Origin of the sequence: Nitratireductor kimnyeongensis, assembly GCF_019891395.1 — a bacterium.
In the GTDB taxonomy this organism is placed as follows: domain Bacteria; phylum Pseudomonadota; class Alphaproteobacteria; order Rhizobiales; family Rhizobiaceae; genus Nitratireductor; species Nitratireductor kimnyeongensis.
Window position 1 is genome coordinate 529,847 of the sequence record NZ_CP078143.1, and the last position, 24,836, is coordinate 554,682.

The 24,836-nt window shown below is 57.4% G+C and carries 25 protein-coding genes; 16 read left to right on the top strand and 9 right to left on the bottom strand.

The annotated features are described in order from the left end of the window. Window positions 1–407 precede the first annotated feature (407 nt). From KW403_RS02410 to KW403_RS02420, 3 genes are all read left to right on the top strand, one after another. A complete protein-coding gene (locus KW403_RS02410; RefSeq protein ID WP_223021177.1) occupies window positions 408–962 on the top strand; it encodes a methylated-DNA--[protein]-cysteine S-methyltransferase in 555 nt (184 codons plus the stop codon). A gap of 180 nt (window positions 963–1,142) precedes the next feature. Then, window positions 1,143–1,400, top strand: coding sequence for a hypothetical protein (locus KW403_RS02415; protein ID WP_223021178.1), 258 nt, complete (start codon window positions 1,143–1,145; stop codon window positions 1,398–1,400). A 136-nt stretch (window positions 1,401–1,536) separates the two neighbouring features. Then, on the top strand, window positions 1,537–2,025 hold the full coding sequence (locus KW403_RS02420) for a hypothetical protein (RefSeq protein WP_223021179.1): 489 nt from the start codon (window positions 1,537–1,539) through the stop codon (window positions 2,023–2,025). An 80-nt stretch (window positions 2,026–2,105) separates the two neighbouring features. On the opposite strand, the gene KW403_RS02425 is transcribed toward KW403_RS02420, so the two are convergent. Both KW403_RS02425 and KW403_RS02430 read right to left on the bottom strand, forming a co-directional pair. Then, window positions 2,106–2,897, bottom strand: a complete 792-nt coding sequence (locus KW403_RS02425; RefSeq protein ID WP_223021180.1) for an EAL domain-containing protein — start codon at window positions 2,895–2,897, stop codon at window positions 2,106–2,108. Window positions 2,898–2,961: 64 nt separating this feature from the next. Next, a complete protein-coding gene (locus KW403_RS02430) occupies window positions 2,962–3,882 on the bottom strand; it encodes an EAL domain-containing protein (protein ID WP_223021181.1) in 921 nt (306 codons plus the stop codon). A gap of 182 nt (window positions 3,883–4,064) precedes the next feature. On the opposite strand from KW403_RS02430, the gene KW403_RS02435 reads away from it, so the two are divergent. The 4 genes from KW403_RS02435 (at window position 4,065) to msrP (ending at window position 10,266) form a co-directional block, all read left to right on the top strand. Further along, on the top strand, window positions 4,065–5,267 hold the full coding sequence (locus tag KW403_RS02435; RefSeq protein ID WP_223021182.1) for a pyridoxal phosphate-dependent aminotransferase: 1,203 nt from the start codon (window positions 4,065–4,067) through the stop codon (window positions 5,265–5,267). A 126-nt stretch (window positions 5,268–5,393) separates the two neighbouring features. Further along, entirely contained in the window at window positions 5,394–6,923 is a 1,530-nt protein-coding gene (locus tag KW403_RS02440) for a putative bifunctional diguanylate cyclase/phosphodiesterase (RefSeq protein WP_223021183.1), read from the top strand. Between the two features lie 207 nt (window positions 6,924–7,130). Next, window positions 7,131–9,176 (top strand): elongation factor G, encoded by a 2,046-nt coding sequence (locus KW403_RS02445; protein WP_223021184.1) that lies wholly within the window; start codon window positions 7,131–7,133, stop codon window positions 9,174–9,176. Between the two features lie 112 nt (window positions 9,177–9,288). Beyond that, entirely contained in the window at window positions 9,289–10,266 is a 978-nt protein-coding gene (gene msrP, locus KW403_RS02450) for a protein-methionine-sulfoxide reductase catalytic subunit MsrP (RefSeq protein ID WP_223021185.1), read from the top strand. 276 nt (window positions 10,267–10,542) lie between these two features. Here msrP and KW403_RS02455 read toward each other — a convergent pair whose 3' ends face one another. Together KW403_RS02455 and trxB are read right to left on the bottom strand one after the other, a co-directional pair. Further along, on the bottom strand, window positions 10,543–11,433 hold the full coding sequence (locus tag KW403_RS02455) for a LysR family transcriptional regulator (protein WP_223021186.1): 891 nt from the start codon (window positions 11,431–11,433) through the stop codon (window positions 10,543–10,545). Window positions 11,434–11,509: 76 nt separating this feature from the next. Continuing rightward, window positions 11,510–12,484: a thioredoxin-disulfide reductase gene (gene trxB, locus KW403_RS02460; RefSeq protein ID WP_223021187.1), complete on the bottom strand. Its 975-nt coding sequence runs from the start codon at window positions 12,482–12,484 to the stop codon at window positions 11,510–11,512. Window positions 12,485–12,869: 385 nt separating this feature from the next. On the opposite strand from trxB, the gene KW403_RS02465 reads away from it, so the two are divergent. Genes KW403_RS02465 through KW403_RS02475 form a run of 3 tightly spaced genes read left to right on the top strand, consistent with a single transcriptional unit; the run spans window position 12,870 to window position 15,018 of the window. Further along, window positions 12,870–13,343 (top strand): Lrp/AsnC family transcriptional regulator, encoded by a 474-nt coding sequence (locus tag KW403_RS02465; RefSeq protein ID WP_223021188.1) that lies wholly within the window; start codon window positions 12,870–12,872, stop codon window positions 13,341–13,343. Between the two features lie 59 nt (window positions 13,344–13,402). Further along, window positions 13,403–14,239 (top strand): polysaccharide pyruvyl transferase family protein, encoded by an 837-nt coding sequence (locus KW403_RS02470; RefSeq protein WP_223021189.1) that lies wholly within the window; start codon window positions 13,403–13,405, stop codon window positions 14,237–14,239. Continuing rightward, window positions 14,236–15,018, top strand: coding sequence for a hypothetical protein (locus tag KW403_RS02475; protein ID WP_223021190.1), 783 nt, complete (start codon window positions 14,236–14,238; stop codon window positions 15,016–15,018). The genes KW403_RS02470 and KW403_RS02475 overlap by 4 nt, the downstream gene beginning before the upstream one ends. 27 nt (window positions 15,019–15,045) lie before the next feature. Here the strand turns inward: KW403_RS02475 and KW403_RS02480 are convergent, their stop codons facing one another. From KW403_RS02480 to greA, 4 genes are read right to left on the bottom strand one after another with little or no spacing between them, the layout of a single operon-like run. Further along, on the bottom strand, window positions 15,046–15,849 hold the full coding sequence (locus KW403_RS02480; RefSeq protein ID WP_223021191.1) for a glycosyltransferase family 25 protein: 804 nt from the start codon (window positions 15,847–15,849) through the stop codon (window positions 15,046–15,048). Next, window positions 15,846–16,607, bottom strand: a complete 762-nt coding sequence (locus KW403_RS02485) for a glycosyltransferase family 25 protein (RefSeq protein ID WP_223021192.1) — start codon at window positions 16,605–16,607, stop codon at window positions 15,846–15,848. Before KW403_RS02485 ends, KW403_RS02480 begins: the two co-directional genes overlap by 4 nt. Next, entirely contained in the window at window positions 16,604–17,689 is a 1,086-nt protein-coding gene (locus KW403_RS02490; RefSeq protein ID WP_223021193.1) for a glycosyltransferase family 4 protein, read from the bottom strand. The genes KW403_RS02485 and KW403_RS02490 overlap by 4 nt, the downstream gene beginning before the upstream one ends. A gap of 5 nt (window positions 17,690–17,694) precedes the next feature. Then, the gene (gene greA / locus KW403_RS02495) at window positions 17,695–18,168 is read right to left on the bottom strand and encodes a transcription elongation factor GreA (RefSeq protein WP_223021194.1); all 474 of its coding nucleotides are present in this window, start codon (window positions 18,166–18,168) and stop codon (window positions 17,695–17,697) included. Between the two features lie 277 nt (window positions 18,169–18,445). Here greA and KW403_RS02500 point away from each other — a divergent pair, with 277 nt between their 5' ends. From KW403_RS02500 to KW403_RS02525, 6 genes are all read left to right on the top strand, one after another. Continuing rightward, window positions 18,446–19,579, top strand: a complete 1,134-nt coding sequence (locus KW403_RS02500) for a PQQ-dependent sugar dehydrogenase (RefSeq protein ID WP_223021195.1) — start codon at window positions 18,446–18,448, stop codon at window positions 19,577–19,579. Between the two features lie 101 nt (window positions 19,580–19,680). Further along, window positions 19,681–20,571 carry a DMT family transporter gene (locus KW403_RS02505; RefSeq protein ID WP_223021196.1) on the top strand — a complete coding sequence of 297 codons (891 nt, stop codon included), beginning with the start codon at window positions 19,681–19,683 and terminating at the stop codon, window positions 20,569–20,571. Window positions 20,572–20,647: 76 nt separating this feature from the next. Further along, window positions 20,648–21,076 (top strand): DUF3775 domain-containing protein, encoded by a 429-nt coding sequence (locus tag KW403_RS02510; protein ID WP_223021197.1) that lies wholly within the window; start codon window positions 20,648–20,650, stop codon window positions 21,074–21,076. A 57-nt stretch (window positions 21,077–21,133) separates the two neighbouring features. After that, on the top strand, window positions 21,134–21,937 hold the full coding sequence (locus KW403_RS02515; protein WP_223021198.1) for an extensin-like domain-containing protein: 804 nt from the start codon (window positions 21,134–21,136) through the stop codon (window positions 21,935–21,937). A gap of 121 nt (window positions 21,938–22,058) precedes the next feature. Beyond that, on the top strand, window positions 22,059–22,946 hold the full coding sequence (locus KW403_RS02520) for an extensin family protein (protein WP_246637868.1): 888 nt from the start codon (window positions 22,059–22,061) through the stop codon (window positions 22,944–22,946). A gap of 60 nt (window positions 22,947–23,006) precedes the next feature. Continuing rightward, window positions 23,007–24,305, top strand: coding sequence for a hemolysin family protein (locus KW403_RS02525; protein ID WP_223021199.1), 1,299 nt, complete (start codon window positions 23,007–23,009; stop codon window positions 24,303–24,305). Between the two features lie 3 nt (window positions 24,306–24,308). Here the strand turns inward: KW403_RS02525 and KW403_RS02530 are convergent, their stop codons facing one another. Next, window positions 24,309–24,698 carry an acyl-CoA thioesterase gene (locus KW403_RS02530; RefSeq protein WP_223021200.1) on the bottom strand — a complete coding sequence of 130 codons (390 nt, stop codon included), beginning with the start codon at window positions 24,696–24,698 and terminating at the stop codon, window positions 24,309–24,311. Between the last annotated feature and the right edge of the window lie 138 nt (window positions 24,699–24,836).

Here is a 24,836-nt window from a genome sequence, read left to right on the forward strand (position 1 = left end):
GTCGCCCCAGCCTCCAACGCAGTCAGCGCGGCGGATGGTGGTCGCTGCCCCGCGAATGCGTCGGGACTGACGGCCTCGTCCGAAATCGCGGCATCCTGTTCTGTAACAAGGCTCTTCGCAATCACCGTCGCATCGGCAGAGCTTTCGATCGCATCGGTCCTGGCCTGACCATCGCTCCCGGTCGTTGTGCAACCCGCCATGGACGGCAAGGCAAGCACAAGACCGGCGGCCAAATAACGGGAAAACAACGGCAAGGCACTTTCCTTTAATAAGATCATCCCCACCCGCGCGCCTTCTATCGTGCAACGCAGGGCGTGGCAATCTCATGTCAGGAGAGTCATCGTTCACTCTTTGTGCGATGGTGTTCGCATGTTACCGATAATTTGGGAGGAGTCGGACAGGTGCTCATGGCATCCGGTGCATATCTGGTTTTCGAAACAGCTTTCGGTTTCTGCGGTGCAGGCTGGAGCGCATGTGGGCTCACTCGTTTCATTCTTCCTACACCGGATGCGGGATCGGTCGAACGGCTATTGAAACAGCGGCGTCCTGAATGCAAGGCCGCAGCAGCGGCAGGCGTCATGACAAGCCTGGTCGCGGCTGCCGAACGTTATTTCGATGGGACTCGGGAAGACTTTTCCGAGTTTCCTCTCGATCTCTCCGGCATCAGTCCGTTTCATCGAACGCTTTACACGGCCATGCGAAAATTGTCCTACGGGGAAACCACAACCTACGGCGCGCTTTGTGAAAGCGTCGGCTTCCCGAAAGCCACCCGAGAAACGGGCGCAGCCATGGGCAAAAACCCCATTCCCCTGATCATCCCCTGCCATCGCGTGCTTGCCGCAGGTGGCAGGATTGGTGGTTTTTCCGCCCATGGCGGCATCACGACGAAACAAAAAATGCTTGCATTGGAAAATGCCCGCTCGCCAAATGCTGACGAGAAGCAGGGAATACTTCCATTCTAGTGCCGGTTGAACCCCATACCTTGCACTCAAGCGAGGCGGGCGCATAATAAATGCGATTCGGGTGATCCTCGTGATCAGTGGGGACAGCCACAATCTCGCCGTCAATCGGTCGATTTATCGGCGATATTTCTGTTCAGCGTTGGGTCATTGCGTCCGTGATTTTCAACCGGCGGGAATTCCATGCATCAATCTGCCGACAACAGCATCAAGAATCGTCTCACTGAGCCATCAGCGATGATTGCAGAGGTCAAACGCCTTGTCGCACAAGGCGTGGAGATGGATCAGATTGCTCCCGAATTGTCGAAACAGTTCTATATCGACATTGATCTTCTCAATGCAGTCTTGCGTGTGATGCGGAAGAAGATGTCGGAACGCATATCGAACGAAAGCCGCGCGAAAGCAGAGACAGGCAGCGCCAACGACAGAGCAGCAGCCTGAAGCGTCTCCGTACGGTTTTAAAGAAATTTGTTTCGAATTTTTCCGGTCCCGAACACCGATTCAAAATCCCTCTCTGGTAGCAATTGGAAAAATAGCACAACCAATTGCAAGAACTTGAACTAGGAGAGGATGCACCGTGCTGATCGGAAACTTGTATAAATTACCTTTGCTCGACAGACTGAGACCACCAGCAAACCAAGCTGAGCCTCAAGAGCCTGCGTCGCCGCCCAACGAGACGACCCAACCCGAACCAACCGATGATCAGATGATAGGCCCGGGTGGCAATGCGAGCCCATCAGCCCCTGCAGCGGGCACGTCGCCCGGCGCATCCAGTCAGACGACGGCGATGAATGACCAATACCGGCTCTCGTCTATGCACTTGGTGCCCGAGGAACCAACAGACGTGGTCTCGATTGAGGCTTGGGCCAGGCGAGCCGCACTCGAGGTGCAAAAGCATGAGCAATTCGCATCAATGCTGCAGCGCATTTCGAAGCCGGAAGCCGCAGCGCAAGTCGCTCTTCTTCAGAACGAATCTGAGACCAGAAGCGATCTGCGCTCCGTGACCGCAGCTTACGGCGAGAACCAAGATCCGCTGTCCGCAGCGAACAGCAATTCCGAGCACTAAAAATGGATTAGGGCTCGACAAAGTCGGGCCCTGATCTCCGAAACGATGGTCGGTAAGGCCAGTTCAGTTTGATCCCGGCTTCATGTCAAACACACAACGACCGTCTCTGGATCTCGAAATATGCGCGCGATGTCCAGTGGCCGCACATCCATGATAGAGCCTGCTTCTTCTGGTCTCGCGAGCAGTTCGCCTTGAACCAGATCGGCTCCGACCGATAGCGCCGCCAGCAGGTGAGCCGGGCTTTCGAGCCCTTTAATCAGAACTTCAGCACCTCCGCCCTTGAGGCTTTCGATCACCTCGCGCAAAAGCCGCAATGCGGCGTCGACCTCCGCAACACGACGAAACCAGGAGCCATCCACGCTCACAATGCTTGGCTGGAGCCGCTTTACCGTGTCTATCGCCTCACCTTGCACGCCGAATCCATCAGCCGCCAACCTTACACCAGCAGCCCCCAAAACAGCCAAGATTCGCTCGAAACGCTTCGGTTCACAGCTCTCGACGTTCTGAACACTGCATACCAGGGAGCTTGGAGGAAAACCGGTCTCAGCAAGCCGTGCAAAGGTGAGAGCAAGCTGCTCGATAGCCTCCTCCCCGCAAAGCATGGAACTCTCGAAAGGTAGGTGCAGGGAAAGATTATCATGCCTGGCATGATGACAATTTCCTATATGCAGGAGATTGGAGAGCAACAGAACGTATGCATGGGCGGCAGGTTCGATAGAGGCAAGAAACGTCTCCCTGCCCATCGGCTGGAAATTGAGCACTGGTAGCATAGATGCCTCCAGCCCCTCGGGCATCAACACATCCGATGCAACGCGGAAAATAGGCTGATAAAGGCTGCGAAGCTGATAGCTCCCGTAAACAACCGTTTCCAACCCCACCTCGTCTGCGATGATGGATGCCGCGACTGGCCCGGAGATCGGTTGCCCACCCATATTTTCAGGTTCCACGGCGCCCGAACGTGCGTCCGCTACGATTGGCAGAAGCGTCCAGTTTGGTACTTTCGAGCTTGCCTTGTAGGAGATTCTCCACAGCGTCCGCCAGCACTCGCCTTCGCTCACTCTCGCGTGCCGCTTCAAATTCCGCAAAAGCGCCTGGAGCCAGTTGTGGCCGGGCAAGTGCGAACCCTTGCACCATGGAAACGCCGCAGCTTTCCGCCAATTCAAGCTGTTGACCGGTTTCGATGCCTTCGAAAACGGTTCGTATCCCTTTCTGAGCGAACGACCGCACCATATCGGTCAGCATCGCTATGCCAGGAGCTGACGCAAGAAGGCGGCCGGTCCAGGCACCATCGAATTTGACGATGTCGGGCCCAAGCGCTTCAATCCGCTTCAAATCGGAACTGTCGGCTCCGTAGTCATCCACCGCAACTCGGTGCCCATATCCCTTGAGCGCCCGCACAAATCTGATCAGCGTTTCATCAGAACCCGTCTCCTGTTCGGTGATTTCGCACACAACACGCTCTGCGGAGATACCCGCCTCCTTTATGACGCCCTGCACGTCGCGCAGGGCGCTTGCGGCGGAAGCCGCGTCCACAAAATGCGATGGGTCGAAATTGACGAACAACGAAGCCGTTTTGCTCAGATTGGCCCCACCATTCAACAAATGCAGCGTTCTAGCCAGCGTTTCGACCTGCAAACGGTCGATGTCGGGAATGCTGGCAAAGAAAACGCCTGGCCCCACAGGCTGTTCATTCCTGAACGGGCGTATCAAGCCTTCATATGCGCTTAAGAGCAGACGGCCCTCGCGAAAGGCAAAGATCGGTTGGAAGGCCGATTTCAATGTATAGCCGCCCCAAATGCCCACAACGGTCCCGTCGTCCTGGCGGGCGATGTGGCCGGGGCCGATGCTGCGCGGCATACTGCGCTTCCTCAAGACTTTTCATTCATGGCGGTTAAAATGCCATCCAACGCCTTTATTCGCCGTTAACGACTGGCTCTATGCCGCAAATTGGCTAGCCGCTTGCGATTCTGTCCCCAATCGGACATGAAGGATCACGCTGATGTTCAGCGTAAATCTCACAGGAACCGGAGTCCTCCATTATGGCTTTCCTTGCCGATGCCCTTTCACGGGTAAAACCCTCCGCAACCATCGCGGTTTCCCAGAAAGCGCGCGAACTCAAATCTCAGGGACGTGACGTGATCGGTCTTGGTGCAGGCGAGCCGGATTTCGACACACCAGAGAATGTGAAGAAAGCGGCCATCGAGGCAATCGACCGAGGTGAGACGAAATACACACCCGTTTCCGGCATCCAGCCGCTCCGCGAAGCGATCGCCGAAAAATTCAAGCGTGAGAACAATCTCGATTACGACTGGAAGCAGACCATTGTCGCCACCGGCGGCAAGCAGGTTCTATTCAACGCGATGATGGCGACACTCAACGCGGGAGACGAAGTGGTTATCCCGAGCCCCTACTGGGTGAGTTACCCTGAGATGGTGTCCATCTGCGGCGGCACGCCGGTGGCTGCCGAAACCAGCATCGAGAACGGTTTCAAGCTCACTGCGGAGGCCTTGGAAAAGGCAATTTCGCCCAAGACCAAATGGCTGATCATGAACTCGCCGTCCAATCCTTCGGGGGCGGCATATTCGGCTGAGGAGCTCAAGGCGCTTGCCGAGGTTCTTCTTGCCCACCCCAATGTCTGGGTGCTGACAGATGACATGTATGAACACCTGACCTACGGCGACTTCAAATTTCATACCATCGCTGAGGTGGAGCCGAAGCTCTATGAGCGCACGCTGACGATGAACGGCGTCTCCAAGGCCTACGCCATGACAGGCTGGCGCATAGGGTACGCAGCAGGCCCCATCGAGCTCATCAAGGCCATGGACATGATTCAGGGACAACAGACTTCGGGCGCCTGTAGCATTGCCCAGTGGGCCGCGGTCGAGGCGCTTAACGGGCCTCAGGAATTCGTCGCCAGGAACAAAGCGATTTTCCAGGGCCGCCGGGATCTCGTGGTATCAATGCTCAACCAGGCAAAGGGCATCAATTGCCCCATTCCTGAAGGCGCATTCTACGTTTATCCCTCCTGTGCAGAGCTGATTGGGAAAACAGCACCATCCGGCAAGACAATCAACACTGACGAGGATTTCGTTTCGGAGCTTCTGGAGGCAGAAGGTGTCGCGGTCGTGCATGGCTCGGCGTTCGGTCTAGGACCCAACTTCCGAATCTCCTACGCCACGTCCGAGGCCCTGCTGGAAGAAGCCTGCAGCCGTATCCAGCGCTTTACCGCATCACTGAAATAAACTTTCAGTCGAGGGTCTGACTATTGCACCGCAAAATATTATTCGGCGGCGCAATATTCTTAACGCACTCTTTAAGCTTCTCATTGTTCTCTCGTTTTCCAAGGGATTCGGGGAGACACTAGGGGCATGAGCATCCTCTCCACCGTTCGCCGCAATGGCGCACGTGTTTACATCGGCGTTCAAGCGCTTTTGATCACAGCAACTGCGCTTGTCGCCGTGGCTTATTTCATAGCGCCGCGCGAAAGCAGCATGTCGGACTGGCTGCTGCTGACGTGTTTTGTGCTTGGGGCGACAGGCCTTGGTCTGCTTGAATATCTCAAACGCACTGTTACCGATCAACTCAAGGACGCTGTGCGCATTGAAGCGGAGCGTACGCGGCTTACAGAAAATGATCTCCTCACGGGCGCGCTTACCCGCGGCCGTTTCCTCGACGAACTCAGCGCCGGCATTGGGACACTTTCAAGGCCGCGCCGCATCATGCTGCTGCTCGTCGACCTCGACCATTTCAAACAACTCAACGATGGCTTCGGTCATCAGTTTGGGGATCAGGCGCTTGCCCATTTGGTCGCCTGCGCGAAACACTGCTTCCCAGATTGTACAATCGGTCGACTCGGCGGAGACGAGTTTGCCATACTCATGTACGGCAACGACCTAGAGCGCTGCCGGGCCCGGGCCGAAAAGTTGCTTGCATTGCTTCAGCAAGGCCGAGTTTGCGAGGGACATCAGATCCCCCTCGGGGCGTCTATCGGGATCGCTGTGGCGCCGGAACATGCCAGCAGCCCCAAGGAGCTACCATTGCTCGCCGATCTTGCGCTCTACGAAAGCAAGGGGGCCGGACGCGGACGCATTACCGTGTTTGATCCCGACATGCTCTCTGAAAAGCGCCAGCGCCGCTTTATGGAGCGCGAATTGCGGGCAGCGATCTATCTGAATGAGCTTGAACTTCACTACCAACCGCTGACCGATTCCGAACGCAACTGCACGGCCCTGGAGGGTTTGGTACGCTGGCGTCATCCTGTGCGCGGCATGATATCACCCGCTGACTTCATACCTGTTGCCGAAAGATCGAACCTGATCGACATGGTGGGCGAATGGGTGTTCCGTCGCGCCTGTCTCGATCTCAACCATTTGTCGAGTGGACGCATTAGCATCAACGTCTCGGGAGAGCAGCTCAAGCGCGATGGCCTCGTGCATATGCTGGATCGCGTATTGCAAGAAACCGGCACGGCCGCCAACAGTTTCGTTCTCGAAATCACAGAGACCGTCGCCACGGCGGCGACACCAGAAATCATCGCCCGCATCGAGCGTTTGCGCGCGATGGGTTTCCACATCGCACTTGATGACTTTGGAACCGGCCATTGCGGCTTCAACTACATCAAGACGTTGCCGATCGACTCGATCAAGATTGATCGGAGCTACATCCGCAACCTCGGGCATGATCGTATCGCACAGGTTTTCGTCTCCGCACTGACGCAGATTGCTCGCATTCAAGGTCTCACAATCGTTGCTGAGGGGATCGAAACTGAAGCGGAGTTCGATCTCGCACGCGCTGCCGGTTGCAATCGCTTTCAGGGCTATTTCCTCGGGCGCCCTCAGCCCGCGCCCTTGGTCCGGAAAAGGAATGAGGATCTCACCTGTTTGGCTTTGAGCGCCTGAACGCCCCTTGCCCAAAATTCCAAGCCGTGTGACCATATTCTACGGGAAACGTTGGCGCACCGGCATGTGAGTGCCGCAAACGGGCTCTTCAAGGGCGAGAATGCTCCTGCTCATCCGTCTTCGCGCTGCGACCGCGCGACGGCCGCACAGGCCGGCCGCCGCTCATGAAACGTGTGCAAGTAAACGCGTGTGAGGAGGCCACCCACCATGGGAAATCGCTCGGGAGAGAGAAGTCGCGGACCGAAATGCATTGCCATTGTCGGTCCGTTTTCAAGTGGCAAAACGACTTTGCTTGAAGCCATTCTGGAACGCACGGGCGCCGTAACCAAACAGGCAAGTACGGGTTCCGGCACAGTGGGGGACCACTCCGCTGAATCCAAGGCCCACCAGATGAGCGTCGAGGCGAATGTCGCCACCACCAGTTTCCTTAGTGAAAGCATCACTTTCGTGGATTGTCCCGGCTCGGTCGAATTTGCCTATGAGGCGGATCCGATCCTCGCAGCAGCCGATATGGCCATCGTCGTCACCGAACCCGACGAGAAGAAAATCCCCGCCCTCCAGCTTACACTCCATCGGCTCGACGAGCTCGGCATTCCGCGCATCATCTTCCTGAACAAGATCGAGCATGCAACCATGGGCGTCCGTGATATGCTGAAAATGCTCCAACCGACCAGTGATACCCCGCTCCTTCTGCGCCAGATTCCCTTGCGCAAGGACAGCATCGTCATCGGGTCCATCGATCTGGCACTGGAACGCGCTTACATCTACCGGGAGCACGCAAGCAGTGAGATCGCCCCCATATCCAACGACGACAGAGCACGTGAGATCGAGGCACGTTTCTCCATGCTTGAAACTCTGGCGGACCAAGATGACAGGCTAATGGAGCAACTTCTAGAGGAGATAGAACCGCCCCGCGACGCTATTTTTGACGACCTCGCCGCCGATCTGCGCGACGGGACTGTGACACCGGTGCTGATCGGGTCTGCAGAAAAAGGCAACGGCATATTGCGGCTATTGAAAGCAATCCGACACGATGCGCCGGATGTTCAAGCGACAAGAGAGCGGCTTGGACTGGCCATGTCGGGTGAGCCCGTTCTGCAGGTCATGAAATCAATCCACACATCGCATGGAGGCAAGCTCTCTCTCTCACGCGTGCTTTCCGGCTCGGTCGACGATGGTATGGAACTGCGCAGCGGCTCAACGATCGACAAGGTTTCAGGCCTCTACACACTTCTCGGGCGCGAACAGACCAAGGTCACGAATGCGGAGGCCGGCACCACAGTGGCACTCGGTAAGCTTGAGGGGGTGAAGACAGGGGACACGCTGAGCGCGGCTACGACTCCGCTCCCGCCACTCATCACACTCGAGAGCCCTCAGCCTGTCTATTCCGTCGCGGTACATCCCAGCGAACGCAAAGACGAGGCAAAGCTCTCACTCGCCCTGCAGAAGCTCATGGAGGAAGACCCTTCACTTGGCGTCGAACAACGGCAGGAAACAGGGGAAACGATACTGTGCGGACAAGGTGAGATGCATCTGCGCGTCACTCGCGAGCGCCTGGAAGGCAAATACCAGATCCCCGTGGACACGGCCGTGCCGAGCGTTGCCTACCGCGAAACGATTCGCAAGAGCTCCACGAAACGCGGCCGGCATAAGAAGCAGTCGGGCGGTCACGGTCAGTTCGGAGATGTTGTGCTCGAGATACGCCCCCTGCCCCGCGGCTCCGGTTTCGAATTCTCCGACACGATCACCGGCGGGGTCGTTCCGAAGCAGTATATTCCATCGGTCGAAACCGGCGTTCGTGAGCACCTCAAATCCGGTCCGCTCGGGTTTCCGGTCATAGATCTCGCCGTCAATCTCTCGGACGGTTCCTACCATTCGGTGGACTCCTCCGACATGGCGTTCCAACTTGCCGGGCGACTTGCCATGAAGGAAGGGCTTGGTGAGTGCTCACCTGTTCTCCTGGAGCCGATCCTCAAGGTCGAGGTCTACACGCCATCGGATGCTACCGCCCGCATCACCGCCATTCTGTCGCAACGGCGCGGGCAGATTCTTCGCTTTGACGCACGCCCCGGCTGGACAGGTTGGGACATTGTGGAGGCGACAATCCCAGCATCTGAAACCAACGATCTGATTATCGAGTTGCGGTCCGCCACTGCGGGTGTTGCCAGCTATCGCAGCACCTTTGATCACATGGCCGAGTTGACCGGGCGTTTGGCGGATGCGGCGATGAGCGCGCAGGGCAAGGCGGCTTGATGAGAGCATCAACCGCAAAGATCGCAACGCAATCGTGAAGCACCGTGATTTTGAACCGCTGGCTAGCGGTCTTACCAAAGGCGTTGCTATCAGAGGTCTCCCGGAGAAAGCCATGCTCACGATCCATCGTCGCCCGCGCTGGGCAGTCGCCGAAAACTTGGCGACGCCCGAATGCGTTTTTGCAAATCGTCGCGCAGTACTTTCGGGGCTTGGTCTCGGGGTGATCGCCGGCGCAGGCTTGCTGACCCTGCCAGCAAAGGCGCAGGCAGACGGAGACGCCGCGTCGCGAACCGCATCCCTTTACCCAGCGGAGCGGAACGAAGCCTACCAGATCGAACGCCCCCTCACGCCAGAAGATGTAAGCAGCACCTACAACAATTTTTACGAATTCGGATCGCACAAGCAGATCGCGCTCGCAGCGCAGGCACTCTCAACCCATCCCTGGGACATTGAGATCGATGGTCTGGTGGAAAAGCCCGGCACCGTTGCCTTCGAGGGTTTGATAAAGCGCATGCCACTCGAAGAGCGCCTCTACCGGCATCGTTGCGTCGAAGCCTGGTCAATGACAGTGCCATGGACCGGCTTTCCGCTTTCATCTCTTCTGGCAATGGCGAAGCCACTTTCGTCCGCGCGCTATATCCGCTTTGAAACCTTCAACGATCCCTCCGTCGCCGGCGGCCAAAAGCAGGTGTGGTATCCTTGGCCCTATGTCGAAGGCGTGACCATCGAAGAGGCGTCAAACGACCTCGCCTTCCTCGTCACCGGCGCGTACGGTAAACCTCTGGCCAAGCAGTTCGGCGCGCCTCTGCGGCTGGCCCTGCCCTGGAAGTACGGCTTCAAATCCATCAAATCCATCCGACGCATTTCTTTCACCGAAAAGAGGCCGGTGAGTTTTTGGGAGGAGACCGCCGGCAGCGAATACGGCTTCTGGGCAAATGTGAATCCAGACGTGCCCCACCCGCGCTGGAGTCAGGCCGAGGAGCAGATACTGCATACGGGCGAGCGCATACCGACGCAGCTTTTCAACGGTTATGCTGAGGAAGTCGCCGACCTCTATAGCGGGCTGGAAAACGAGCAGCTCTATCGCTGACGCTCACCAGAGCCACCTGGTGAGCCCCACAGCCGGAAATGACGTGAAGCCAAGCAGATAAAAAAAGAGCCGGATCACGGAGATCCGGCTTTAGTCATTGGAAGTGCCATATAGGCGAAACCTCCAGAGGGGAACACTCGCGGGGGCAAATGGGAGGAGAACGCCCCCGGGAGTGCTTCTCATATGGGCAATGACAGCCTAAATAACAACCACATGTTTTTGCAATTCACCCATGCAATTTTGCATAACGCCCCGTATTTCTTGGGAAATACTGCGTCAAAATGCCCAATGCCTTGATTTCGATATGAGGAAATCCCGGAAAGCGTGAAGCTTTGCCTGATTTTTCATCACGTTCGGGTAGCAGAAATATGTATCGAACGACGGCACGGCTGTTTCAGGCAGCAGCTGCACCAGATCATTGCTCTTGCCGACCACATAATCAGGCAACATAGCGATGCCGGCCCCACGCTGCACAGCCAGTTTGATCGACAGAATGTTGTTGATCTGCAGCGCCGTTTGTCGCTTTTGCCCCTCAGGACGCCCGGCCGTTTCCAGCCAGTTCATGTCACTCAGGTGTGGTGGCACAGCCTCGCCAAATGTCACGATCCGATGTTTGTCCAGATCGGCGATAGACGACGGCTTTCCGTGCTTGTTCACATAGGAAGGCGACGCGAAGAGATGGAAGTGCACGGTAAACAGCTTACGCTGGATGAGATCCGGCTGCTGCGGTTGACGCATCCGAATCGCGCAATCAGCCTGTCTCATGGTCAGGTCGAGCTCCTCATTGTCGAGAATGAGCTGCAATTCGATGTCCGGATAGAGCTCGATGAACTCCGGCAACCTTTCCGTCAGCCAGCCGGTGCCGAGCCCCACCGTGGTGGAAACCTTCAACAGGCCGGACGGACGATCTTTCGCCTCGGTCAGCCGCACGCGCACGCTTTCCAGCTGCATCAGCACGTCATGAGCGGTGCGATAAAGCATCTCGCCCTGCTCCGTCAGCACCAGCCCGCGAGCGTGCCGATGGAAAAGCGGCACCCCCACTTCCAGTTCAAGCGCACTCACCTGGCGTGAAATGGCCGACTGCGAAAGGTGCAGCGTTTCAGCGGCGTGCGTAAACGAGCCGGCCTCTGCGGCGGCGTGAAAAACCCTGAGCTTGTCCCAGTCCAACGCCTCGTTCTCCTCTGTCAGGCGCTTGTACCGTCATGGGCGTTGCCGCCCGTTCTTGTCGCTGCGTCGTTCCCCTTTATTCGGCAGCTTCTTTCGTTGTTTCCATCGCTGCCAGATACTTCTCTGCTTCCAGCGCCGCCATGCAGCCAAGTCCGGCTGCCGTCACGGCCTGGCGATAAATGTCGTCCGCCACATCACCGGCGGCAAAAACCCCCGGAACATCCGTCTGCGTGGTCCCGGGCTGCGTCCACAGATAGCCATTGGGCTTCTGCTTGAGCTTGCCTTCAAATAACTCGACCGCAGGCGCGTGACCGATCGCCACGAAGACACCATCCACGGCGAGATCGGACACCGCACCCGAGTGCACGTTCTTCACGCGCACCCCCGATGCGGATGCAGGCATGGGCGGCTTTGCAGGCGTCCCGGTAATCTCTTCGACCACCGCATCCCACATGACCGTCACATTCTCCTTGGCCATCAGGCGCTCCTGAAGGATCCGTTCCGAACGCAATTCGTCGCGGCGGTGGATGAGCGTCACCGACTTTGCGAGATTGGAAAGATAAAGCGCCTCCTCCACAGCCGTGTTGCCGCCGCCCACAACGGCAACATCCTTGCCACGATAGAAGAACCCGTCGCAGGTCGCGCAGGCCGAGACGCCAAACCCCATGAAGGTCTGCTCGGAAGGCAGGCCAAGCCACTTCGCCTTGGCGCCGGTGGCGATGATCAGCGCATCGCAGCTATACTCCGTGCCGGAATCGCCCTTGAGCACAAAGGGGCGCGACGACACATCGACATCGACGATGAGGTCATTGGCGATCTCCGCACCCACATTCTCCGCCTGGCCGCGCATCTGTTCCATGAGCCACGGTCCCTGGATAGGATCGGCAAAGCCCGGATAGTTCTCCACATCGGTGGTGATCATGAGCTGTCCGCCCTGTTCCAGACCAGCCACGAGGAGGGGTTTCAGCATGGCGCGCGCCGCGTAGATCGCCGCCGTGTATCCAGCCGGGCCCGAACCGATGATAAGGACGGGCGCGTGACGACGTGACATGGATGAAATCCTTTCTTCCTTAAAGCACCGCGGGTGTTCCAACCTCATCGGGCATTCTTGACTTGTGAGCGCGTCGGGACCGCCAGCGGACAGAAAACGCGAAACCGGACAACAGACCTTCGAGCGTCTTCCCTAGGCCGCCATCCAAAACATTTTGGTGACATGATCTAAGTATCCACCACCCCAAAGTGCAAGGCGAGGAACAGGTTTCCAACAGCTACCGAATGCCACGCCCGCGCATTTGTGCTTCTCCGAGGCCTCCAAACACGGTGGATAGTCCCCGCTACCGATCAATGCATTGCTTGGCTTGTCAGGACGCTTGCCCTAATTTCGGTCTGCGCGCGTGAAAGATTCTCGCGCGTTTTGAGCAGAAATGGGAAACACTATGCCGCTAAAGGCCGATCTTGACGCAATCGACTGGAAAATTCTGCGTGAGCTTCAGGCCGACGGCAAGATGAGCAATGTCGAGCTTTCGCGCCGCGTCGGCATCTCCGCGCCACCTTGCCTCCGGCGTGTCAAGCGACTGGAGGAAGGCGGCATCATCAAGGGCTACCGTGCTCTGCTCAATTCCCCGGCACTTGGCTATGACGTGGTCGCCTTCTGCCTGATCGGGCTCCACTATCAGTCGGAGACCGAGCTGAAGACTTTCGCTCAGCGAACGCTGAAATGGCCCATCGTACGCCGCGCCTGGATGGTCTCCGGCGATTCTGATTTCATGCTGCATTGCGTGGCAACGGATCTGACCACCTTCCAGACCTTTGTCATTGAAGAGCTGACCTCCGCGCCCAATGTAGACACGGTCCGCACCGCACTCACCATCCGCCAGGTGAAGGACGAAGGCCTGGTGGCGATCGACTAGGCCATAGATAAGCCCTTTTCTTGCCGTACCGTCCCCAGCAGCAGGATGGGGACACTCCAATGAAGATCGCCGCCCTTTCGTTTCAATATCCCACCGGGATTCTTGCCAATATCGGTGATTGGATTCAGACACTGGCGGTCGAACAGCATCTACCCAAAGTCGATTTCTATCTGGATCGTGATTCTCTAAACACCTATGACGGCGATGAGTGTATGCTTGTCATGAATGGATGGTTCAGCCACCGCCCTCAGGCATGGCCGCCCAGCGAAAAAATCACTCCGATTTTTCACGGATTCCACATCACCCCTGGGGCGGCAGAATACTACCGGAAGCACTTAGATTACTTCAAAAAACACGCTCCGATCGGTTGCCGCGATCAAAGCACTTTGGAGATCATTCAAAGTTGGGGTGTGCAAGCGTATCTTTCTTACTGTGCAACGCTGACTTTCCCGACCCGCACACAGGAGCCCGAGGAAGAGCTTGTTATTCTCGTGGATGCTCCCAAACCCGCACACCGAGTAAAACGCTGGAAAAGCAAACTTGCCATCCAACATGAGGTGGCCCCGGTCTCTTCGCCTGTTCAACGGGCATTCGCGAAAGACCTCCTCGCCTTGTACAGAGACAAGGCCAGTCTGGTTGTCACGTCCCGCATACATGCAGCCATGCCCTGCATGGCAATGGGTATTCCGACGCTCTATATGCCCAAGAAGCCAGATGGACGAACCAACATCATCAACGAATTCGGCGCCCCAACGATCCAAGCATTTGAGAACGGCTTTCGAGAGTTATTCGGCTTCCGAGAGAAAAAGATATTTACAAAAAATAAAGTTGGCGAAAAATTCAAAAACCAGATTTCAACAAGCATGAAGTCAAGAGTAGAAAAGGCACTTAGATGAAAATCAACACTCTTTGGATCGGAGGAAACCTTGGCGAGATAGAGGTTCTGTCCGCAAAGAGCTTTGTCGACGCCGGACACGATGTTAATCTCTATTCATTCGAAGAGATAAAAAACACACCACCGGGCGTGCAAAATATCGACGCTGCACAAATACTTCCTCGTACGGAGATAGATCGACTACGCCATAGAAAAACGGGGTCCTACGCGCTCGCATCTGACTACTTTCGTTTCCTTCTGCAAAAAAAGGAACGTGGTGCATGGGTGGATTTGGACATGATCTGCCTCAAACCAGTGAGCTTTGAGAAAGACATCGTGTTTGGTCGAGAAAGCGCTACTTACATCAATGGCGCCCTCCTCTACGCAAAACCGGATCACCCGGTTATTGAAGAGGTCCTTTCTTTCTTCAACCGGGATGCGATCCCGCCGTGGACACGAAGTCGCGATGCCATTCGCCTTCGCTTGAAATCATGGTTCCTCGGGAAGAAGATCGAACCCGCAACCCTTCCCTGGGGAACATTTGGCCCAAAGGCTATTACTTATCTCGCCAAGAAACACGGTGTTTTTGATCTGGCAGAGCCAAAAGAGGTCTTCTACCCACTGCACTTCAAGGATGCCCCTCTGCTCTACGATAGCCGAAAAAGCCTCGCAGAAATTTGCACGGAGAAAACCAGAACCATTCACCTGTGGAATGAAGTTCTCAGAAGTGCCGGCTTGAAAGGCACCCGACCGCCAAAGGGTTCTCCTCTTGCGGAACTCATGCATCGTTTCGGCATCTAAGAAAGGTGAGCAGCGCGGCGCTTGCCACTATTTGAAGTGCACACGAACCCACATGTTCTCGGTGGTTATATAAGTCCAGACGTTGGCAAAAAAGCGTGCGATTTTCTTCCTGGAGCGTCCAATCTCACGAAGGATCTTTTTCCCAACACCTCTCGGCTTCCCGGTAGATTGGACCGAGTAACGTTCATCCAGCAATGAACTTCCGAGCAATTTATCTTTTCGAAGAAATACTTCCTGGATAGCAGGCGCGGGAACCATCTGGTATTTTTCCAGAGCACCGGTTGCCGGCTCTTCAGAACTATAAAGGAACTGATCGAGCGGGTCGCAAAACTCGGTGGTTTCACGAAGCAGCCTGATGGCGGCATCTCGGGAAACGACATATGCACCCGAGCCAGCATGTGCCAAGCGCAAAGGATGCACCTTCCGACCGGCCACCGTGGAAACTACCGCCTTTCCAATCAGCGTCTTGGGTCGACACGCTTCCAGCCTCACGACACCCGCATCCGCGGGTATCCAGCTTTCATCACCAAAAATGGCCGACGCATTCTCCCCAAGGAAAATGTCATCTTCACAGATGATTGTGTAAGGGTCTTCGCTTTGCGCCGCGATCTCCCAGCATTTCCGGTGTGAGAGAAAGCAGGCGATTTCACCCGCCCCCAATTCATAGAAGCGGGGTTTTCCAGTGCGGCCGGCCTTCAGGTCTTCCGGTAAAAGGAGCTTGGCATCGACCGCTTTCACCCTCGTGAAGTTGAGCCCCTGTTCATCAAACACCTTCCGCATATGCTCAAGGCGGGCTGTTTCACGTTCCAGATTGATGACGAGCGTCTTCATTGCTTCTGCACCTCTCCCGCACGCCAGCCACGAGAGTATTTTCGCACCTGGCCCCGGTAGACAAATCGCTTCCACTCTCTGCGCAATCGCTCTCCGGGACCGCGCTTGTCCTTCCCCGACACGTTGACTGTGCTGCCTCCGATCTCGGCCGACTGGTCGCTGATGCCCGACGGCACCACACAGCACGGCGCGATCCCTGTCACCCAGCGCATCTGCAGAAACACATCGACCGGCCGATCAAAACGCTCGCTCAGGGCAAGAAGATGCTCTGCCGCTTCGCGTGTCACGAGCTGCGCCACGGTGCCAAGCTGCGAGACCTCGGGTGCGACGAGGCGAACATCGCCTTCCCGTGCCAGCTCCCGCGCGCTTCCGCGAACGGGGCTGATGCGAAACTGCACATACGCCTTTCCCGTGCAGGCCCGTTTGGCAAGTTCGAGACATCGTTCGAAAAGCGGCATGTCGAGCGCCACGTCGTCCTCGACGATCAGTCCTGCATCAAGCCCGCGCTCCACGATCATGCGCCACACCTTCCGGTGAGAAAGAAAACAGGCAATCTCGGACTTTTTCAGCGTGAAGGGATAAACCGGCTGGTGCAGCCGTTTCCCATAGCGCTGCCCGATCTCCTCATCGCCAAGGTCCTGCCCATCGACGGCATCCACCACATGGTTTTCGACGGGCAGATCCGCCATCAGGCGCTCCACCTGCGCGCGACGCGCCGTTGCGCGCTTCAGATGAACGATGAAACCTTCGATCTTCACGTTCTGGCCTCACGCCAAAGGTCTTTATAGAGCGCATTGAGGGCATTGGCTTCGCCTTCCAGCGGAAAACGCGAACGCGCATGTCGAAGTGCCGAACGTCCGTGTGCTCGGCACAATTCCGGGCTTTCGAGATATCGCTGAATCGCCTGTTTCAGCGCCACACCGTCACCAGCAGGCGCCACCTCACCCGTTTCGCCTATTAGGATCATTTCTTCATATGCACCAGCATCACTCGCCACCGTCGCCGTGGCCGAAGCCATCGCTTCCAAGGGGGTGAGCCCGAAACCTTCATTCCGAGAGGGCGCCACACAAAGATCTATTCTTCTGAACCAAGGTCGAACGTCCGACACCTCACCCAGGAAAACGATGCGGCTAGAGAGGCCAGCTTGGTCGATTGAACGCTGAAGCTCCTCCGCAAATCCCTTGTTTTCTGCGGTAACTCGCCCAAGCACCACGGCCGTCCAATCAGGGTAACGTGGCAACAACTCAATCATTGCCGCGACAAAAAGATCGGTCCCCTTCTGGTGCCGAATACGGCCAAAACAACCGACACCGTAGCGGCCCGGCAGACCGGTGACCTGCCAATCGTCACCGTCCTTTGCGGGCGGGTGAAAGCGCTCAGTATCAACACCATGCATTACCACCTTATAGGGCACACGCAGGAACGAACCGGAGCGCCGGCTGGTTGCAACCACCGCATCCATACGGCGGATCAGCCATTTGGTGTAACGTGAGTGGTGACGCTGAGCGGCCGATGTAAAAACCAGTTTCATAGGGGCACGCAGGATCTGCTTTAGAAGCACCCCAGCCAGCATCTCTGTGTTGCGTCGCGCATGCCAGATCCGAAAAGGCCGGTTCGCCGGCTTGCGCAGGAGCCCCGGCACCTGCCACCAGCGCAACTTGGGGAGCATGCCGGGCAGTCCCGGCCCCAACGCTGCTATCGCAACCGTCTTCGACTGTTCTGGAACAAGCTGCACGATCGTGCTGGTCACGCCCGAAAGCCGCTTTTTGAAGTTTGGGGCCACCACGTCCACATCACGGACGCGGAGCCGGAAGCCGCTTTCGGGCGTTTTACCGGACATGATGGTCAGCCGTAGCGGATTTCCACCACCTCATATCCGCGCGCGCCGCCCGGAGCATTGACCTCGATGGAGTCCCCCACCGCCTTGCCAATCAGTGCCCGTGCGATGGGCGAGGAAATGGAGATGCGGCCCGCCTTCACATCGGCTTCCTGGTCACCGACGATTTGATAGGTCTTCTCTTCCTCTGTATCTTCATCGACCAGCATGACCGTCGCGCCGAACTTGATCGTGTCGCCGGACAGTTTCGTCACGTCGATGACCTCGGCACGGGCAATAAAGTCTTCCAGTTCGCCGATGCGGCCTTCATTGAGGCTCTGGGCCTCCTTGGCGGCGTGATACTCCGCATTCTCCGAAAGGTCGCCATGGGCGCGCGCCTCCGCGATCGCCTCAATGATGCGTGGCCGCTCTTCCTGCTGGCGCCAACGCAGCTCTTCCTTCAACGCCGCGGCTCCGGCAAGCGTCATAGGGACCTTGTTCATTTCATTCACCTTCCAGACTTGAAGGCAGGAAGACCCGAAACGCCTTAAGCGAAGCGTCGTCCTGCCGCCGGTGCAGACATAAAAAGAAACGGTCCGAAAGCGTCTGCCTACGGAACCGTTTCGTATGACCTCTCCCAATATAACAAGCCGGTGACGATTTTCACGCAAATTTTTTGCGCGTCCGTTTTCCCACAATCGGTTTCCTCACGGCATGTTGTCTTGTTCGACAACACTCATGTCCTATCTCATGATGAAAGCGACAATGGGAGTTCCGCAGATGCAAGACCAGATTCTCCGCACCGCCCTCGCCGCAGGTTTTCTGGCTTCTCCCGGTGCAGCAGCCGCCAAGACCTTTACCACCCAGGCGGTGACAGTCGAGGCTGAAACCCTCACTCGCGGCCTCTCCAATCCATGGGGTCTTGACTTTCTGCCCGATGGAAGCGCGCTCGTCACGGAACGTCCGGGCCAGTTGCGCCTTTTCTCGAACGGGACCCTTTCGGCTCCCATAGAAGGCGTGCCCGAGGTCGCAATTGTGGGTCAGGGCGGATTGTTGGATGTCGCCGTTTCGCCGGAGTTCGCCGAGACAGGAGCGATTTTTCTCTCTTTTTCAGAACCTGGCGAGGGCGGAGCCGGCACAGCCATTGCCCGGGCCAAGCTTGTAAAAAACGGCGCAGACGCGCGGCTTGAAGATGTCACGACGATTTTTTCCATGAACGGCAAAACCGGTGCAGGTCAGCATTTCGGCTCGCGCATCGTGCCGCATCCTGACGGAACGTTGTTTTTTACCATAGGCGATCGCGGTGAAGGCGACCGGGCTCAAGATCCCGCCGACCATGCCGGATCGATACTCCGGATCAACCCTGATGGGACGATCCCTGAAGACAATCCCTTCACCGGGAGCGCGGACACCGCGCCTGAAATCTGGTCCATCGGGCATCGCAATCCACAAGGTGCCGTGTTCGACCCCGTGACCGGCGCAATCGTAACTGTCGAACACGGGGCGCGCGGCGGCGATGAGGTCAACCGCCCCGAAGCAGGAAAGAATTACGGTTGGCCGATCATCTCCTACGGCGTGAACTATAGCGGCACCAAGATCGGCGTTGGTAGCGAAGCGCCGGGCTACGAACAACCTGAATATTACTGGGATCCGTCCATCGCACCGTCAGGCGCAACGGTCTATCAGGGCGAGATGTTTCCCGAATGGCAGGGAGATCTCCTCGTTGCGGCGCTGAAATATCACCTCGTCGCCCGCCTTGATCGAGACGAAAACGGCAAGATTCTTGGTGAAGAGCGCCTTTTCAAGGGAGCCTTCGGGCGCATACGGGATGTCAATGTGGCACCTGACGGCTCAATCTGGCTTTTGACCGACAAGCGCCGGGGCGAGATCATCCGTATATTCCGTTCGGAATGATGCAAGCCGACGCTGGCCCATAAAAGACAAGAGCATCGGCTCTTGTGCGGCGGATTGCAGCTCCTTAAGACATGCGCGATTTCCTCGGTTCGGACAGGCGTATGACACGGGTTCAGGCCAACCTTGTATTGCTTCTTGCAGGTGCCATGTGGGGCATGGGCTTTGTCGCCCAGTCATCCGCAATGGATGCCATAGGGCCGTTTCTGTTCATCGGTTTGCGCTTTGCGATCGCCTGCCTCTCTATGTTGCCCTTCGCCGTATGGGAATATCGACGCAGCACAAGGCCGCTGACCTTCACTGACAAGCGGAATTTCCTGATCATCGGCCTGCTTCTGTTCGCTGGCATGGCGGCGCAACAGGTCGGGCTTTTGACCACCAGTGTCACCAATTCCGGCTTTCTTACCGGCCTCTACGTTGTCATGGTGCCGTTTCTGGCAGTCCTACTGTTCCGCCAGTGGCCACACCTTGTGGTCTGGCCGGCAGCTCTTTCTGCGCTAGCGGGCATATGGTTGCTCTCAGGCGCGGGCAGCGTGGCACTGACGACGGGCGACTGGCTGACCATCCTTTGCGCACTCTTCTGGGCGCTCCAGGTTATCATGATTGGAAGAAGCGCCAGTCATACCGGCCGCCCTGTAACGCTATCCGTCAGCCAATTTGGCATCACCGCGGTCATAGCTATCGCCATTGCGGGCGTTGCCGAACAGGTCGACCTATCCGCCATTCGCACCGCTCTGCCCGAAATTCTCTACGCCGGCATTTTCTCCGGTGGCATCGCCTTCACACTGCAGGTCATCGGCCAACGCTACACCACAGCCCCCCAAGCTGCGATTTTCCTGTCCACGGAAGCAGTGTTCGCCGCGCTCTTCGGTGCGATCTTTCTCGGTGAACGATTGCCGACGCTCGGCCTCGCCGGCTGCGGAATGATCTTTGCAGCGATCCTCGCTGTCGAGATCGTTCCGGCTCTGCGCAACCGGCAACGCAGCGTCGCCTGAACAAGAGCTCAACAAACCGTCGTGATTTCCGCAGGTTCTGCGTTATCATACTTCCGGAGTGCCGGAGGAGAAGCTTATGCAGAAGCCTGTTGAGCAGGAATGGGCGCTGACCATTGACCCGGGAACAGTGCGTTTGCTGGCAAGCAAAGCGCGCATTCTAAGCGCCGCGCTCAACGCAGACTATGATGATGGTCACGAGCACGAAATCGAGATCGACGGCGATGCCCGCGATCGGCATCAGCATGACGGGCTTATCGAGGAAGAGGAAGAAGACCTCACCGAAGTGGAATTCCGAGAACTGGTGGCCGATCTCAATGTGGATGAGATTGCCGAACTGATAGCGCTCGCATGGGTAGGGCGCGGCGACTACGACGTGAAAGAGTGGTCAACCGCCGTCAGCGATGCGCGCCAGCATGGCGCCAAGCATGTGGCTACCTATCTGCTCGGGATGCCAATGCTTTATGATTGGCTGATTGATGGCCTTGATGCACTCGGTGCATCGTGAACGTTTCGAAACACACCGTTATTTCCCGATCAGCCCAAGTTCCGGCAAACATCCGGCATGATCGCTCTTTCAGCTGTTCGACGTGCGCTACTGGCCATGCTGCTTTGCGCTCTGTTCTTCATTTCCCTCTCGAATAATCTGCATGCAGCAGAGCCAACTGCCTCAGTTCCGCTGCCGGCCACCGGCCCCATACCCAATAGCCGCGGAGAAGTGCGGCGTACGGAAATGTCGGTCATGGTCCCCATTCCCACACCCCGTCCACCAGCAAAGACAGAACCCCAGAAACGCCCGCCCGCGCGAAAGCAAGGCCGGTTGCCCGCAAAAGAAACTGCCTGCCGGCGCGCCCTGACCAAACTGGGAGTTTCGTATTCCGAGCAGCCCTCCATATCAGAGGCACAAGGCTGTTCGATCGCTTACCCGCTGGAGATCAAACACCTTTCCGAAAAAATCGCATTAAAGCCGGAGGCAACGCTCAACTGTGAAACGGCTTTGACACTCGCTCGCTTCTTCACAGACACGATTCCGCCCCTCGCCAGGGGTCACCTGAAACAGCCGGTCACGGCCGTTCGGCATGCTTCAGCTTATGTTTGTAGAACGCGGGCCGGTTTGCAGAAACTCTCCGAACACGCTTTTGGAAACGCGCTGGATATCGCGAGTTTCGATCTCGCAGATGGCTCCAACTTCAAAGTGGCTCGACAGCCAAATCCGAAAAGTGGCCGCGCAAAGTTCCTCGATGCCTTCCGCAGCGCTGCTTGCGGCCCCTTTAAGACAGTTCTCGGCCCGGGCACCAACGCAGACCACGCCAGCCATTTCCATCTGGATCTGCAAAAACGCCGGAACGATAGCCTCTATTGCAAATAGAATGCAGGCGGGTTCGTCACAAAGAGGTCACAGGTCTGAATGCCTCTGCTGACCTTTCCTTTACCTTGTCTGACTACGGTACGCTTTTTCTGGAAGCGTACAAGGTGGACGGGGCGTGGTCATGGTCGGTATTCGTGTTGGCAACCCGGTTGCGACACCACTACACGCACCGTTGCGGCGCGTTGTGGTTGCTGCAACGCTTCTGGCTCTATCCGCTTGCTCTGTCAGCGATGTGATGTCCCCCCGCCCATCGGTAGATATCGGAGTCCAGACCGCAGCGGTGCCGGTCCCGCAGCTAGCGCCTGCCCCCACGGTACCGGTTCCGCAAGCGCCATCTCCCTCCGTCTCCACTCCCACATCTGACAACGCGAGGGGTTTGCAGGCGCTGGTTTCATCAAACCCGATGATGGTTTCCTATCCGCGCGTAACTCTGCCGCGCAGCGAAAGCGCGTCTCGCGCCATGCCGGCGGAAGAGATCGCGTGCCGTCGTCGCCTCAAACGTCTTGGCGTCAAGTATCAGGACCTGGAGCCCATCAATGACGGTGGTGCCTGCCGTATTGACTGGCCTGTCAAGGTCAGCGGCCTTTCAGGCAACATTGACATGGCGCCCGCCGCCACGCTGAATTGCCAAATGGCGGAGACATTCGCCCGATGGACAAAAAACGAGCTCGCCCCGGCAGCCCGCAAACGCTACCTCACCGGCATCGGGAAAATACGGCAGGGCTCCAGCTATTCCTGCCGCCGCATTGCTGGCACCAGCGTTGCTTCGGAGCATTCCAAGGGCAACGCTCTCGACGTGATGAGTATCGAACTGAAAAACGGCCGCGAGATCGATGTGCGCAAGCCTGGCTTCTTCGCCTTCCGCGAACGCGGTCTGTTGAATTCTGTGCGTGCCGAAGGATGCGACTACTTCACCACCGTTCTCGGCCCGGGTTACAATTACGATCACCGTGATCATTTCCATTTTGATCTGAAAGGCCGCCGCAACGGCTACCGCGCCTGCAAATAGCGCTTCCCCTGCCCACAGGGCAGTCTCGCGCGGTTCATCACGGAGTGATAAAGAGCTTTTATGCTCATTGTAGAAATCGCCATTCTCTTCGTCCTCATCCTCTTCAATGGATTCATGGCCATGTCGGAGCTGGCTGTGGTCTCCGCCAGACCTGCCCGGTTGAAATCCCGGGCGGAGCAGGGTCAAGGCGGTGCGGCACGCGCGCTCGCTCTCTCGGCTGATCCCGGGCGTTTCCTTTCGACGGTCCAGATCGGTATCACGCTGGTGGGTGTGCTCTCCGGTGCCTTCTCCGGCGCGACGCTGGGGACGCGTCTGTCCGACTGGCTCATCCTGCAAGGTGTATCGGAAGGGATGGCAAATCCGCTCGGCGTGGGCTTGGTTGTGGCTGTCATCACCTATGTGTCGCTGATCGTCGGCGAGCTCGTTCCAAAGCAGATCGCGCTCAAAAACGCAGAGGGCATCGCCGTCAAGGTTGCACCGATCATGGGGCTCCTGTCGCGCATCACCCTGCCGCTCGTATGGCTGCTTGATGTTTCGGGACGCATGGTTCTGGCAATGCTCGGTCAAAACGCGGAATCGAGCCAGCGTATCACCGACGAGGAAATCCGCACCCTCATCGCCGAAGCCGAAACCAGCGGCACCATTGAATCCGATGAGCGGCGCATGATTGCCGGTGTCATGCGGCTCGCAGATCGCAAGGCGCGCGCGATCATGACCCCGCGTGGGGAGATCGACTGGCTGGACCTCACGGCAGATGGAACGGCATCGGCAGAGGATGTCAAAAGGTCCGGACACTCCCTCCTGCCTGCCGGCGATGGATCTGTCGATGAGATTGTCGGCGTGGTCAAGCTGCGCGATCTTCTGGCTGCGCAACTATCAGGTAAACCACTGGACATCCGGGCCCATGTTCTGCCAGCACCGATCATTCACGACATGGCCGACGCGCTCATTGTGCTCTCCGTTCTTCGAGAGGCGGCCATCCCGATGGCGCTGGTGCACGATGAGCATGGTCATTTCGAAGGCATCATCACCCCGTCCGATATTCTCGAGGCGATCGCAGGCATCTTTCGTGCGGATGCCGAGGAAGGTGAGTTGGATATCGTCGAGCGCGCAGACGGCTCCTGGCTGCTCCCCGGCTCCATGCCCGCTGACGAAATGGCGGACCATCTCGGCTTCAATCTCCCGGCAGAGCGCACCTACACCACACTCGCCGGCTTCCTGCTGAACGAATTCACGCATCTGCCGAAGACAGGCGAAAGCACCGATGCCATGGGCTGGCGTTTCGAGATCATGGATCTGGACAACCGCCGGATTGACCGCGTGCTCGCCACAAGGATTGAAGCATCACCGGAGGCGTGAACCTCAATCTTCCGGTGGAACCGGAGTGGGCTTGCCACTGGCATCGAGCGCCACCATGACGAAATCCGCATGAGTGACCATTTCCATGGTCGGCGAGAGATAACGCTGTGCCCACGCTTCAACCTTTAGCCGGATCGATGTCCGCCCAACCCTCTCTATATGGGTGTAGATACACAATGTGTCGCCCACCTTCATCGGCTTGGCGAAGGCCATTTCTTTCACGCCGGCCGTGACCACACGTCCATGAGCGCGTTCGGCAGCACGAATACCACTGGCTAGATCCATTTGCGCCATCACCCAGCCGCCGAAAATATCGCCCGCGGCATTGGCGTCGCCAGGCATCGCCTGAGTGCGTAGCGTCAGGTCTCCAGTGGGTTTATCCGGTGCGTTCATCGTCTATCGTTCCCCTTCTCGGTTTACATCCGGCCTATCGTTGTGACCGCTGCCGGTCAACAAACGCTAGTGCATGGCACCTCTTCCATTGACGCATGGTTGCACTTTGTGTCGCATCTGCGTTGCACAGAAGACGAA

Excerpts from the sequence above, each read along its gene's own strand:
- KW403_RS02410 (WP_223021177.1), top strand. The coding sequence starts at position 408 with ATGGCATCCGGTGCATATCTGGTTTTCGAAACAGCTTTCGGTTTCTGC.
- KW403_RS02415 (WP_223021178.1), top strand. The coding sequence starts at position 1,143 with ATGCATCAATCTGCCGACAACAGCATCAAGAATCGTCTCACTGAGCCA.
- KW403_RS02430 (WP_223021181.1), bottom strand. The coding sequence starts at position 3,882 with ATGCCGCGCAGCATCGGCCCCGGCCACATCGCCCGCCAGGACGACGGG.
- KW403_RS02435 (WP_223021182.1), top strand. The coding sequence starts at position 4,065 with ATGGCTTTCCTTGCCGATGCCCTTTCACGGGTAAAACCCTCCGCAACC.
- KW403_RS02440 (WP_223021183.1), top strand. The coding sequence starts at position 5,394 with ATGAGCATCCTCTCCACCGTTCGCCGCAATGGCGCACGTGTTTACATC.
- KW403_RS02445 (WP_223021184.1), top strand. The coding sequence starts at position 7,131 with ATGGGAAATCGCTCGGGAGAGAGAAGTCGCGGACCGAAATGCATTGCC.
- msrP (WP_223021185.1), top strand. The coding sequence starts at position 9,289 with ATGCTCACGATCCATCGTCGCCCGCGCTGGGCAGTCGCCGAAAACTTG.
- trxB (WP_223021187.1), bottom strand. The coding sequence starts at position 12,484 with ATGTCACGTCGTCACGCGCCCGTCCTTATCATCGGTTCGGGCCCGGCT.
- KW403_RS02465 (WP_223021188.1), top strand. The coding sequence starts at position 12,870 with ATGCCGCTAAAGGCCGATCTTGACGCAATCGACTGGAAAATTCTGCGT.
- KW403_RS02470 (WP_223021189.1), top strand. The coding sequence starts at position 13,403 with ATGAAGATCGCCGCCCTTTCGTTTCAATATCCCACCGGGATTCTTGCC.
- KW403_RS02475 (WP_223021190.1), top strand. The coding sequence starts at position 14,236 with ATGAAAATCAACACTCTTTGGATCGGAGGAAACCTTGGCGAGATAGAG.
- KW403_RS02480 (WP_223021191.1), bottom strand. The coding sequence starts at position 15,849 with ATGAAGACGCTCGTCATCAATCTGGAACGTGAAACAGCCCGCCTTGAG.
- KW403_RS02490 (WP_223021193.1), bottom strand. The coding sequence starts at position 17,689 with ATGTCCGGTAAAACGCCCGAAAGCGGCTTCCGGCTCCGCGTCCGTGAT.
- greA (WP_223021194.1), bottom strand. The coding sequence starts at position 18,168 with ATGAACAAGGTCCCTATGACGCTTGCCGGAGCCGCGGCGTTGAAGGAA.
- KW403_RS02500 (WP_223021195.1), top strand. The coding sequence starts at position 18,446 with ATGCAAGACCAGATTCTCCGCACCGCCCTCGCCGCAGGTTTTCTGGCT.
- KW403_RS02505 (WP_223021196.1), top strand. The coding sequence starts at position 19,681 with ATGACACGGGTTCAGGCCAACCTTGTATTGCTTCTTGCAGGTGCCATG.
- KW403_RS02510 (WP_223021197.1), top strand. The coding sequence starts at position 20,648 with ATGCAGAAGCCTGTTGAGCAGGAATGGGCGCTGACCATTGACCCGGGA.
- KW403_RS02515 (WP_223021198.1), top strand. The coding sequence starts at position 21,134 with ATGATCGCTCTTTCAGCTGTTCGACGTGCGCTACTGGCCATGCTGCTT.
- KW403_RS02520 (WP_246637868.1), top strand. The coding sequence starts at position 22,059 with ATGGTCGGTATTCGTGTTGGCAACCCGGTTGCGACACCACTACACGCA.
- KW403_RS02525 (WP_223021199.1), top strand. The coding sequence starts at position 23,007 with ATGCTCATTGTAGAAATCGCCATTCTCTTCGTCCTCATCCTCTTCAAT.
- KW403_RS02530 (WP_223021200.1), bottom strand. The coding sequence starts at position 24,698 with ATGAACGCACCGGATAAACCCACTGGAGACCTGACGCTACGCACTCAG.